The sequence below is a fragment of the Bacteroides sp. genome (genome assembly GCF_029057325.1).
Classification (GTDB): domain Bacteria; phylum Bacteroidota; class Bacteroidia; order Bacteroidales; family Bacteroidaceae; genus Bacteroides.
On record NZ_JAICZW010000101.1, the window covers coordinates 1 to 13,415 of the forward strand.

Annotated in this window: 6 protein-coding genes and 1 pseudogene; all 7 read right to left on the reverse strand. The window is 52.0% G+C overall.

Translation table 11 applies throughout. The features are described 5' to 3' along the window. Positions 1 to 59: 59 nt before the first annotated feature. Positions 60 to 485, reverse strand: a pseudogene (locus K2G43_RS06395) (mechanosensitive ion channel family protein); the annotation flags it as partial. Between the two features lie 73 nt (positions 486 to 558). Next, on the reverse strand, positions 559 to 1,599 hold the full coding sequence (locus K2G43_RS06400) for a DUF4435 domain-containing protein (protein ID WP_300153611.1): 1,041 nt from the start codon (positions 1,597 to 1,599) through the stop codon (positions 559 to 561). Between the two features lie 89 nt (positions 1,600 to 1,688). Further along, positions 1,689 to 2,519, reverse strand: a complete 831-nt coding sequence (locus K2G43_RS06405) for an ATP-binding protein (protein WP_297642060.1) — start codon at positions 2,517 to 2,519, stop codon at positions 1,689 to 1,691. Between the two features lie 209 nt (positions 2,520 to 2,728). Further along, positions 2,729 to 3,826 (reverse strand): methylmalonyl Co-A mutase-associated GTPase MeaB, encoded by a 1,098-nt coding sequence (gene meaB, locus K2G43_RS06410; RefSeq protein ID WP_297642058.1) that lies wholly within the window; start codon positions 3,824 to 3,826, stop codon positions 2,729 to 2,731. Positions 3,827 to 3,895: 69 nt separating this feature from the next. Continuing rightward, on the reverse strand, positions 3,896 to 4,960 hold the full coding sequence (locus K2G43_RS06415) for a DUF1573 domain-containing protein (RefSeq protein ID WP_300153614.1): 1,065 nt from the start codon (positions 4,958 to 4,960) through the stop codon (positions 3,896 to 3,898). A gap of 131 nt (positions 4,961 to 5,091) precedes the next feature. Continuing rightward, a complete protein-coding gene (locus K2G43_RS06420; RefSeq protein ID WP_300153616.1) occupies positions 5,092 to 10,956 on the reverse strand; it encodes an alpha-2-macroglobulin family protein in 5,865 nt (1,954 codons plus the stop codon). A gap of 649 nt (positions 10,957 to 11,605) precedes the next feature. Further along, positions 11,606 to 13,063, reverse strand: coding sequence for an aminoacyl-histidine dipeptidase (locus tag K2G43_RS06425; RefSeq protein WP_300153618.1), 1,458 nt, complete (start codon positions 13,061 to 13,063; stop codon positions 11,606 to 11,608). Positions 13,064 to 13,415: the final 352 nt, after the last annotated feature.

Genomic DNA, 13,415 nt, shown 5'->3' on the forward strand with positions numbered 1-13,415 from the left:
AATAAGAAGATGACACACACCAGCCACCGGATGACTTGCAAGGTCTGCAACAAGCCTTACAGCGGACGGTCGCGAAACTGCTCCATCTCGCTATACACGCAGTAGATGGCCTTCAGAAAGGCATTGACAAAGTTCAGAAAGACTATAATGATATAGATGAGGCAGATGTGACGGACAAACTCCAGTGTGCCCGAACCGGATTCGGCAAACGCCACCGGTATCAAGTGGTAGATGATGATGGGCGCCACCATGCGACTCAAGCGTACCATCACTTTATGGTCGAACACGATGTCGTCCCAAGTGGCTTTGGTCTTCTTGACCAACTGTGCCACCACCCTCAACAATATCTTCCGGCATACGGCATCAGCCAGAAAAGCAATGGCAAGTATCAGCATAAAAGCGATGAACTGGTCGAATGTATCGGCCTTGGAAGGGGCAATGCCCCAAGAAATCAGAAAATGGTCTATTGTTTTTAGTATATCCATAGTGTTGCCTCTCCCCCGGCCCCTCCCCCGTAGGGAGGGGGGATGGGGGATACTTTTGTTATGTATTAATATTCTATTCTCTCTTTACGCTATTCTCTCTTCCTCCCCTCCCTACGGGGGAGAGGCTTAAAAACTCCCGTATATCCTCCTTCAGCCACTGATAGAGGTAAAGATTCTTGTAACTGCTGTTTTTCTTCAGCATCACGGACACACTGACCTGGCTGTTCTCATAGCCCGTCAGTTCGTTGCGGAACTGCTCGTCATGCTCTGCCAGGCGTTTTATCTCCTGCTCGCGTTCGCGGCGCAAAGCCGTGCACACGGGAGTCAGAATCTTCAGCACCACAGCATCCATGATATGATGCCCCTGGATATAGAGGTAAGTCGTATCGGGAGTCAGCCCCAACCGCTCCAGCTCCGCACCCATCAACTCCATCTGGTCGATGTATTGCGGGAAGCGGACTTGCAATTCGGACAGCTTTGCCGCCACGGTCTGCCGCATCTCATCCAGACAGCGGTATGGTTGGCGCAGGTTCACATCCCGCAAGCGCACGCAGGCATTGAAATCGCACATCGGAAAGGTGTGCGTGTCGTGCCGGCGGTAGAACCAGACATTCCACAAGAACAGCGGATAGGCTATCTGCGAATAGCGCTTCATGAATTCCGGGAAATCGATGATGTGACGGTCGTTCAGCGTGGCTTGCACACAGACCTCATGCAAGCTGTCGGCATAGCAGTGCAAGTTCTCGATGGCATATCCGTAGGTCTGGAAGATGTAGGGACTCTGGTTTATCCGGTGCGACACTTTCGTGGCACCTTGCAGCAGGAAGTCGTAGTCGCTGTCCACGCAAGCTATCAGGCTACGCCCCAACTCGGCGGTGTTCAGCGTGTTCATCAGCACCATCTTCTTGCCCTTTGTCAACGAGGTGGAAGAAGGCAGCATCACCTGGAAGTATCGTTCCTCGTTCTCGAACTCGGAAAGCAACGTGCGCCAGAAGGCTATATCATCGTAACTCTCCACATACGCCACAATGCGCCTGCGCGCCTTCTTGGGAGAGAGTTTGCGGGCAGCGTCCAGATATGCGGAAGTCAGGTTGTTTTTTAAAGAGAGAGCCACTTTTTAATGAAGTATTAAGAATGAAGAATTTAGGATGATGATTTTTCGGAAGAGACTTGCCACTAAAAGCACTTATCACCTACCACTTATCATCTATCACTAATCACCGAAGTGATTTCACTTACTTCCGTCACCGCATCCAGCCAGCCTTCCATGATGACGGCAGGAGAATGGGTGGTGAGAATCAGCTGTACGTTGGGATTCAGTTCGCGTATCATGCCTATCAGTTTCTGCTGCCATTCGATGTGCAGGGAGGCTTCCGGCTCATCCATGAAGAGCACGCAATGCTCGCCGTCGCGCACCAGTACGGTCAGCAGGATGACCAGCATCTGCTTCTCACCCGAAGAGAGCTTGTAGGGCAAGAGGCGTTCGTCGTCCTGAAAGAAGACGATATCGTTGCTCCGGCGGTCTATCTTCTTGCGGGTATAGCTAAAGAGTTCGTCAATCATATCCTGGAATTTCCGCTTCGGCAGGGAGAGCGAGGGGGCCAATGCACGTTGTTCGTCATCGCCACTGAGCAGCTCTATCATCTTGTTGCCCACGTTCACCTGATAGTCCAGATAGCGGCGTTGGAGCAAGTAGAGTTGCCAATCCAGTTCCGACTTCACGTGAGGGTCGGCCATACGTGCCGTAAAGTCTCCCATCACCAGCGGCCGGTCGTAGCTGCGGATGACATCGTACGGGATGAAGGCCGCTTCAGGATTGTCGAAAAAGACATGTACCCCGTTCTTCTCGTCACTCTTCACTTTGCCGGAAGTCTGTTCCAGATAGTTGACCGAACTATTCAGGATGGTAGTCTTCCCCACCCCGTTGATGCCTGAAAGGATATTGACATCCGGACGAAGTTCCCACGCGATGTCATAGCGTTGCCACAGACCGTGTATCTCGATACGCTTGATGTAGTTGGCTTGTAGTTCCATACGTTCTCTCGTTTTAATGGAAGCAAATATAGAGAAAGAGATTGGATTTCGATTGCCTTTGCCCTGTTTTTTTAAGTATAAATAAGCGGTTTGACAGACACTTGTGTTCAGCGCGACAAACACTTGTGTTCAAGACGACAGACACAAGTGTTTGAGACGACAGACACAAGTGTCTGTCAAACGGGGGGATATATGCCCCCCCTACTCTATCATTTCCTCAGCTCCTCAAAATAAGTATCCAGCAGGTTCTTGGCAGCCACGAACGAAGTCAGACCGCCACGCAACACCAGGCTTTCCTTATCGGCAAGCATGGCCTCAACTTTCGGATTGTGGTAGAAGCTGTCGCGAAGCTGTTCGTTGATGGTTTCGTACATCCAATACTTGCTCTGCTCGTTGCGGCGATATTCAAAATAGCCATTCTTCTTCACAAAGTCGATATAGCTATAGACCATATCCCATACCTCCTTCACGCCCAAATTGTAAAAGCCAGAATAAGTGAGTACTTGAGGAGTCCAGCCGCTTTCGGGAGCAGGGAAAAGATGCAGCGCATTGCGGAATTGCGTTGCCGCCAGTTTGGCACGTTCCAGGTTGTCGCCATCGGCCTTATTGATGACAATGCCGTCCGCCATCTCCATAATGCCGCGTTTGATGCCTTGCAGCTCGTCGCCCGTACCCGCCAATTGAATCAGCAAGAAGAAGTCCACCATCGAGTGTACAGCGGTTTCGCTCTGTCCCACGCCTACAGTCTCTACAAATATCTTGTCAAAGCCTGCCGCCTCGCAAAGCACAATCGTCTCACGGGTCTTGCGGGCCACTCCGCCCAACGAACCCGCCGAAGGACTGGGACGGATAAAGGACTTGGGATGGACGGAGAGCTGCTCCATACGGGTCTTGTCACCCAAAATGCTGCCTTTGCTACGCTCGCTGCTGGGGTCGATGGCAAGCACGGCCAGTTTGCCACCGTAGTTCTCCAATACGTGCAGGCCAAAGACATCGATGGAAGTACTCTTGCCGGCCCCGGGCACGCCACTGATGCCGATGCGGATGGAACGCCCCGAATAGGGCAGACACTTTTCTATCACTTCCTGCGCAACGGCTTGATGCTCCGATTTCACACTTTCCACCAACGTCACGGCACGGCTCAGTATCGTAACGTCACCCTTCACAATGCCCTCCACATACTCTGCCACGGAGAGCGGGCGTTTCTTCGGCTTACGTTTCAAATAAGGGTTCACTGATGATGGTTGCTCAACGCCTGCATTGACAACCAATCCTTTATAGGCTTCGCTATTTTCAGGATGTTCCATGGTTTAATGGGATAATGCGTAAATGTAGGAATGCGATAATGTGGGAATGTGGCAATAAAGATTAGCACATTAAAGAATATCAATCTCTATTTTGGGCTGCATCGGGTCGTTCGTTATCATCAGTAAACGCAGATGGCGGCGTGTCTTGCCGATGTTCTTCTTCAACACCGTCACACGAAGGCGGGTGCTTTCGCCCGGTTGCAGCACTTTCTTTTTCAGACTGACGCCTACTGCCGGGTGGAATATCTGCAATTTTCTTATCTGCAACGGTGCATGCCCCGTATTGGTTATAATGATGTCCTGATGCGCCTTCGCTTTTTTGGCAAGAACCGGACTTAAATTCACCTCTTTCGCAGAAAGGCTGATGGCGGGTGCATTGGCTTTTTCCGCCTCCGTCATATCGGAAAAGTCGGGCAAAAGAATGGCGGAAACCTGGATTTCGTTCTCCTCTCCTACCTTGTCACCGGAAAAGCGAGCCAGATAAACCGAAGTCTGCGTCAGCCCCAAATCAGCCAGCTTCTCAGAGTTCAGAACCAGGGAGATGACACCCTTCTCGCCTTTTTGCAACACATTGGGCTTCACTTCCATTTCGAGGAAAGAAGGCAGGTGCATCAAGACCGGTTCGTAAGGACGGTCGGAAAGGTTCACCACACCGATATGCACTACAGGTTTCTCGCCACGCTGCACATCGGGGAAGTCGATGCTGTTCTTGTCGATACGTATCTGTCCGACCTGATAGGGATGCGTCTTGGTGAAGTCCTTGATTTCACGTACCACCTCGCCATTGAAATGAAGATAGACCAAATGAGGTTCTGCATTGATATGTATCGCCACCGATTTCTGAAAACGTCCCAAAGCCTCCGCATCGAACGTCACATTGACGGTTCCTTTCGCTCCCGGAGCGATGGGGGTCTTGGTCCATTGAACCACCGTACAGGCACAATCGGGTTCTACTTCCGTAAGCACCAAGGGGCTGTCGCCCGTATTGGTAATGACAAACTGAGCGGTCACCGGACGCTTCCATTCGATTTGCCCGAAACTATACATTTCGGTACTGGAAGTAAAACGGGGCTGGGACAAGGCAGCGAACGCTACGGCAACAAGCAAGTATAGGGTAAAAAAGATACGCTTCATCGGTTCTGTTTATAAATTAATGCAACAAAAATAGGAGTTTTCAATGAGAGTACCTAAAATAGAAGAACGCAAATTACATAAATTACCTCCAATTCATATAATTTGCGTTCTTCCTCAGCCCTGTATCATCATCAACGGATGACTATCGTCCCACCCGCCGAATGCGAAGCATACTCCGGAGCGTAAGCACATTGGACGGTGGCAAGTCCCGTCTCGTAGGTTCCGCTACGGGCAATTCGGCAACTGTGCTCCAGCACATATACACCTTTGCCTAAATGGTCGAAGAAGAAGTTGGTGGCAGCATCTTTTACCTCCACATACACACCTGCCCCGTTGTTCCAACGATAACCGGAAAGCGCACCTGTCGGTTCGAAGCAAGCGCCGCGTTGGTCTTTCAGCTGAACGAAGTCCATTGCACGGTCCAGGCTGATAATCAAGCGTGAAACGACTTTATCGCCCACGGACAATTCCGCATTACCGGCAATCGGTTGCAAGGACTTCTTGCCATCGGCAGACACACGTTCCACAAACAATTCTTTCTTCACGTTCAGCTCGCCCCCTTGCTGCTTCACATCGGAAACGGGCGACAGGTATTGGGCATAGACGGCGCCCCAAGCTATGCCTGCATCCCGCTTCTCTACAGTGACGGATTTCGCTTTCAGCTCGGCATCTCCTTGCGTAAAGGTCTCTCTGACAACCGCCAATCCCGGAACGGCATTCTGTGCGGAAGACCGGGTTTCGATTACCTTCTTGCCCAAAGCGACGCGTACATCGCCACGGCTTTCCAGCAAGTCACCGCCTTGGCACAGCAACGCATAAACGGCATCGGCAGTAGTCACCGGAGAGTTCCATCCGGTGGTCTGCTTCTGTTTCAGCAACCAGAGTTTCATCTCTTCGACCAACGCACCGTTGCCACCAGTCTTGTTCAGCGCCTCCATCACAGCAACGTGGGCGGGTATCGGCATCATTCCCCAACGATAAGGATGGGCATGGAAGGCGAAGTGCGCTCCCATCTCGTCCGTCTGCACGAGATGTTCCTTGAGGGAAGCGATAAATTCGTTCGCTTCGGCAGTGCGTCCGGCAGCGTGCAAGATAACGGCAGACTGCGCTTTAGCTATCATGCTTCCGTCTTTCAGATTACCGCCCACTTTGGAAAGGAAGTAGCGATGTGCCGCCTGATTCCCGGCAGGCACCTTCTCGCCACTAAGGGCAATCAGATAGAGGTACTGCATCGCTGCTTCCGAATTGATGGTAAACTTGGCTCCGTTCTTCTCCGCCTTGCGAATGTCGCGATACTCTTCCAATGCTTTCTGATGCAGGTAGCCGAATGCTTTCCGCTTCATCTCCTGCACTTCCGAAGGCTGCACTTCGCCCGTCATCAACGGAAGGCGTATCAACAATCCGGCCACGTAGTCGGTGATGTGACGGCTGCCGCGCATTCCCTTGTACCAGCTCCAGCCACCGTCTTCCCCCTGCAACTCTTTCAGTTTGGTAAGGGCGGAGAGGTTGCGGTTGTCCAGCAGGTTCACATCGAACAGCGTGGCGATGCGTGCCCGCAGTTCGGCTTCGGAAGCGGCCTCCATCACCCACGGGGATTCATTGAGCAGGATATTCTTTACGTCCTGGTTCTTCTCCAGTTGGCTGAGGAAGGTCTCTTTGGTACCTCCGGCAGCTTTCCAGCTGTCGAACACCGCCTTGATGCGGGGTTGGCTGTTGGCGATGTAGCCCGCAAGGCTGTTGGCGTAGTAGGCGGCCGCCCACGATACGGCGTTCTCCGTAGCGGGCAGGCTCAATGCTGGCAAGGCTTGTACGGCATACCACGCCGGGTTGCCGGTAAATTCCACCGTCAGACGGCGGTCGGTAGCGGTGCGGCTGTCGCGGTTGAAGAGGCTGTCCAATGCGAAGGTACGGGTTTCCCCACCACGGATAGGCATGGCAAGCGTCTCCGTGATGTACTCCTTGTTGCTCAATACGGGCAACAGGTGTTGTTCGCCATCGCTGAAAGCGCCTCCATCGGCCACGATGCGCACACCCAACAGCCGGTAGCGGTCGGTTGCCTCGAAGCCAAAGTCAACAGCAGCGTTCTTGCCTGCTTCCGCAGCGAACTTCTTACGTTGGGTAGCAATCACCTTCTCCGTCACCGGGTCGAACAACGTGAAGGTGGCGGTTCCTTTTACCGCCTTATCGGTCTGGTTGGCAATGGTGGCGGCTATCTGCGTCTTATCGCCCGTGCGGACAAAGCGGGGCATATTGGGCGTGAGCATGAACTCTTTCGCCGTAACCGCCGATGCCTGAAGCATACCCGTCAGCATCTCCTTGGTGTGGGCATAGCCACGGAAGCTCCAGCGGGTCAGGCTTTGGGGCATGGTGAAGGAGAGGGCCACCTCGCCCTGCTCGTTGGTGCGGAGCTGCGGATAGAAGAAAGCGGTTTCGGCAAAGTTGGTACGGAGTCCGTCAAGGGGTTGCAAAGCCTGCCCCATAGGAATGACCTCTTCTTCAAACAGGACATTAAACACGGCAGTGGCTTCTTCTTCAACGGCTTTGGTTGCCGCACTCTTGAACTGCACTCCGGCGGCATTCGCCAACCTACGGGGGGCATAACCTGCCACTTCCGCCGTAGTCGTAACCGCCTCATCATTTACGATACTCAATTCCGCCACAGCAGGCAATCCTACATAAGGAGAACAGAAATAGTCGAAGCCCCACACCGGTACCCGCCAACTCTTCAACGGGAAATAGAGGCTGAACCAGGTATTGCCGTAATGGGTCATATCGCGACCAACGGCATACAAACGGTTGGGATAGAACAACCGCAACAACTGGTTGTTCGGATAGAGCTTATCCAGCGAAGCGTCGTACATCGTGGCAAGCAGTTCGGCGGCTGCGGCTCCTCCCTGCGGAGTCTTGACGATGAGTTTCCACTCCTCCGCCTGTCCCGGACGCAGGCGGTCGCGGAACACCTCCCACTTCATGTCAAGGATGCGTTCGGGCTGACGTTTCTTCAAAAGGATGTGTTGGGAATAGACTTGGTCGTTCTTCACGAAGTAGAAGAGCAACGCCACGCCTTCGCCGTACTCCTCCTTATAGGGATACTCTATGCGGACAATGGTGTCGCTCCATTGCAACACGCGGCTCTCGATGCGCTTTTGATTACAAAATACATCCATCAGCACGTAGGCATCCTTGTGGGACGTTCCCAACAGGAAAGATGCCGGGCGAGTGGCATCAAACTCTTCGTTCTCGCCGTAATAGAAGAAGTCGGCACGAGCCGCCGGGCACGCATCCTGCTTGGAGAAGAGCATGAACCGGGGGCTGTAGTCCTCGTTCGTCTCTTCACGTCCTTGGCTGTCGCGCACGGAGAGTTCCACCCGGTAGTTGCCCGACGGCAACGCACGCCAATCCGCAAACTCCTGCGCACGGTTGGCAATGAATTCCCTTTCCCATGCAGGTTGCGCCGAAGCATCCTTGCCATCGTCTCCTATCAGATAGAGGCGGCAGATGCCTTTGACTTCTTGCGGAACAGTCATGGCATTATATACTCCGAAAGTATATATCAAGCTATCTTCCTTGCAAAGGTAGGACGGCAAATCGGCACGGAACGAATAAACCCGATACGAAGCGTCAAGGCTATAAGTAGCAGTCTGCGTTTCGCCCGCCTCATCCGTCACTGCCGCTTCCACGATATAAGTATAGGTATTCCTTATGCCCGATTTAGTCGTCTGTGCTGTGGCTCCATCGGGAGCATCCAGTTTCAGCGGAATGGCAAAGTTGCCGTCGGCATCCAATTGCAGGGTATCGGCAAGCAGCGGTTTATCCGTGCGATTCCAGTAACCGCGGTATATGTCCTGCCTCCTCACGGTATAGGCAATCGGCACCTCCTGCACCGTCCGCCCGTTGAACGCCTTGACATTTCCTTTCAACATCACCCGGTCACCCAACCGGTAAGCCTCAGCCACCGGCGTAAAGGTTATCTCGAAAGTGGGACGTTTGTACTCCTCTACCCGGAAATAGGCGTATGCGGAGGCAACCGTCTTGGCTTCCACGCTGAACACTCCGTTCAGGCAGGCGGCAGGAAGCGTGAATTCGGTGGTAAAAGAGCCGAAGTCGTTGGTGCGCACCTTACGGGTGGCAAGCTCCTTGCGGTTGACATCGCGCAGAACAAGCTCGTACTCCTCGCCTTCCAGCACACGGGCGCTCTCCTTGCCTTGCAGGTAGGCTATACCTTTTATATATACGGTCTGACCGGGACGGTAGATGGAGCGGTCGGTCAGCAACGCCACCTCCCTGCGATCCTCTTCCCGGACATCGTTGCGGACGGGCCGCCATCCATAGAGACGCTGCGGGCGCATGGCTGTATCATTCCCCTTCCGAACCACATAGCTGCGGAAGCCCTCTTGCCACGCCAGCACCGCCTTGCCTTGAGCATCGGTCACCACTTCCGCCAGCTGCTTGCGCTCGCGTTCGTCGTAAGTGGAATAGAAGGTTATCTTGGCATCGGCTATCGGCTGTCCGGTGGAAGCATCCAAGGTGACCAACTCCTTGCGCCCGTCGCCCAAATCCAATGTCAATACCTTGAAACGGGTGGCGGTGAAGAAACGGCTCTCCGTGCGGGCATTTCCGGCATCGGGCACCACTTGCAGGATATAAACACCTGTCTCTTCGGGAACCGGAAGTTGAAGCACCGTGTCGGAAGCCAGGTAGGGCACGTCTTCGGGCAACTTGCCGTCATCTGCCTTCGGCTTCAAAGCGTAGTGCGTGGACGAGAGTTTCCGCGCATATTTCTTATAGGTATCCGGATTGATGCCATGGTCCATCCATGGAATCTCTTTCAGCGTGGTGGAATAAAGGTTCAACGTGAAGCCGGAGAGATTCTTGTAGCTCGCCCGCACCTCCATCGTGCTACCGGGATAGCCGCTTTCGCGGGCAGATACTCCCAGTTCCGGTTGCAGAATTTGGGCACGGATGTTGCGCAACTCGTTGATACGCTTATAAGCGGGATAGCGTCTTAAGCCCTCGTCGCATACCTTCAGGGCTTCTGCCACACTGCACCCTTTGGCACCACTGCGCAGGTAAGAGGCCTTCTCGATATAGACCTCCGCACACACTTCACGGTTGCCGTACTTCTCTATCAAACCGTCCAAAGTCAGGAGGCACTCCTCGTCCGTTTGCATTTGCTTCCGCCTGCTCTCCCGCACTTGATAAGGTTCGTAACCGAAAGCATGCGCTTTCTTCCACTTCCAGTAATCCAGCGTGCAGAGCACTACGGCATCTTCCGCCCCGGCCCGGTGACGATAAGTATCCATCATCTGCTCGTAGATGGAACGGATGCGGAGCGACTGCAACGAATCTACCCGAAAGCCATTTAGTCCCTCATAAACAGAAACGGCACGCCGGGCAAGCAGGTGATACATATCGTGCCGATAGAACCGGCTTCCATCGGCCAACACCGTAAAAGGCACATACCCCTCGACAGAAGCCTCCAGCAGACGTGCGGAGTCCTGCAAGGAGGCACGGGCATGGCGGTCTATCCGTTCTGCGAACTGACTGCTGCTCCATTCGCGCACATCGGCGGACACCTCGTCGGCATCCGCGTCCAGCGGCGTGCGTGCAAGCAACGTACGGCGGTTCCGCCTCATCAGGTCGACATATTCCTGTGCCAGCAAGGAGTGCAGGATGGCCTTATTCACCGGATTCTTTTCCGACATAGCCCAACGTTCCAGGTTCTGCAAGTTGGAATACAGGCTGTCGGGAGTCAATCTCTCCCGGTATTCCTCCCTACAGATATAGGCTTTCAGCATCTGTCCCGCATTCTGTTCGCGCTCTCCTTTCCGATAGATTTCATCGGTCAGCTTTATCACCGTCTGGGGCAGGCTCTTCTTCTGCGCCTGCTCCACTTGTTTCCACAATTGGCTGTAGGTCTGTGCCTGCACCGGGGACAACCCCCAAACAGTCCACCACAACAACAGCAGACTGCACACTCGTTGGATTGTTTTCATCTTCTCAATCAGTTTTTTAATGATTAACAAAGAAAAGGAATAAAGTCCTAAGAAATGTAGTTTTGGGTATAAAAAATCTTATTGCGCTAACGCAAGAAAGGGATACCCCCTTTGCAGGCATATCCCTTTCTCCTTTTCTCTAACGTTAGTGTATTTACATCTGAAGGCTGTAATACTTCATTGCCTCCATCCAATTCTTACCGGCAATGGTAAGCGCTTTTCTGAATGAATTTACAATTTTCTTTGCCATAATCTTAATTTTTTAATCAAACTAATACCTTGTTTACAACTACTCAGCAAACCAATATGCTTCATTTCCACCTGCTTCAGCAAGGAAGCGGCCCAATGATTTCATACTTCTTGCTCTCATCATTTTCTTTTTTACTAATACTCTTAATCTTTTTACCTTGTTATTCTCCTAAAATCAATCTTATTACCTTTAATACTTTGTTCAGTTTCTCTCGCTTTCAAGTTTTACAACGCAAAATTGGAGCCTTTGTTTAAAACAACCAGCAAAAAAGGCGAGAAATATATGTTTTATAACACATTTATTGATATAAATCAATTTCGACAGACAAATTGCCACAACAAAAAAGGCAGAATGCCTGCCAAAGCATTCTGCCTTTCCATCTTAATCTCTATAGATACTTTATTTCTCCGGTGTCTGTTCCAGTGTAGCCACCAGGAAGTCGTAGAACTTAGTGACGGTAGGAATCAGCACACGTTCGTCCGGCGAGTGCGGAGAGCGCAACGTGGGGCCAAAGGAAATCATATCAAGTCCCGGACAAGCCGCTCCGATGATGCCACACTCCAGACCGGCATGAATCACCTTCACCGCAGGTTCGATGCCAAACTGCTGCTTGTAAGAGAGCTTCATGGCGTGCAAGATGGGCGAATCCACGTTAGGCTGCCAACCGGAATAGCTACCACTCAGCTCTACCTTCATGCCCGCCATGGCGAAGCAAGCCGCCAGACTGTCGGCAAGAAAATCCTTCATGGTATCGCACGAGCTACGCGCCAAAATCTTCACAGAAGCCTCGCCGTCTGCAATGGTGACAATGGCAAGGTTGGAAGAGGTCTCCACAGTATCGGGCACGGTAGGAATCATACGTGTCACACCGTTCTGGCAAGCCATCAGGACATTAATCATGTTATCCTGAATCTCTTCCGGAACGATGGCGGCAGGAAGTTCCACCTCTTCCATCCGCAACGTAAGTCCGCTTTCTATCGAAGCGTACTCGCTGTTCAGCTGCTCCTCATATTCCTTGATATACTCGTCCAGGCCATCCATATCTTCAGGATTGAATACCAGTACGGCATGCGCCTCACGCGGAATGGCATTGCGCATATTGCCTCCTTCGAAACTTGCCAGTTGAGAATCGAACTCAATCAGCAAATCGTGCACGATGCGTGCCAGCAACTTATTGGCATTGCCGCGTCCTTGGTTGATTTCCAGACCGGAGTGTCCGCCACGCAACCCCTTCAGCGTAATCTTGCGGGCTACCAAATCGGCTGCGGGTGCCTCTTCCTTATAAGCCAGCGTAGCGGTGATGTCAATACCACCGGCGCAACCGATGTAGAGTTCGCCCTCGTCCTCAGAGTCGAGGTTCAGCAGGATTTCGCCATTCAGCGTTCCGGGCTTCAAGCCGAAGGCTCCAAACATGCCCGTCTCTTCATCTTTGGTAATCAAGGCTTCCAGCGGACCGTGCTTCAGGTTGTCGGCTTCGAGCACCGCCATGATGGCGGCCACGCCCAACCCGTTGTCCGCACCCAGCGTAGTGCCTTTGGCCTTTACCCAATCGCCGTCAATGTAGGTCTCAATAGGGTCTTTCGTAAAATCGTGGACGGTATCGTTGTTCTTCTGAGGCACCATATCCATGTGTGCCTGAAGAATAACACCTTTGCGGTTCTCCATGCCCGGAGTGGCAGGTTTGCGGATGATGACGTTGCCGACCTCATCGGCAAAAGATTTCAGTCCCAACCCTTTTCCGAAATCAACAAGGAACTTCGTTATCTTCTCCATGTGTCCAGACGGACGCGGAATCTGAGTCAGTGAATAAAAATGCTTCCACACGTTCTGCGGAGCAAGTTGTAGGATTGTACTCATATTATTAAAATTAAGTTTTTCGCAAATATAACGGTTTATTCCCGAAATGCGCAATAATTCGGAAGATTTTAGAAATTCAGATTACAGCTTTTCATGATGTGGATAAAGCCATCCCCACGCATCATAGGGTCACTTTAAAGGGAAAGATTCGGATCCATCTCTTACCAAGAGATGGATTAGACCACAAAGGTAGGACGTGCAATAGATATATCCAAATATTTTCTACACTTTTTTTGATAATTTTATTCAATGAAATGGATTTTCGTTTGAATATAATCAACTTTTAAAAAGAGATATATTCTACCTTTTTTTCGGTTCTTCCTACATTGGAGTGACATCGTTGGTTTTATTT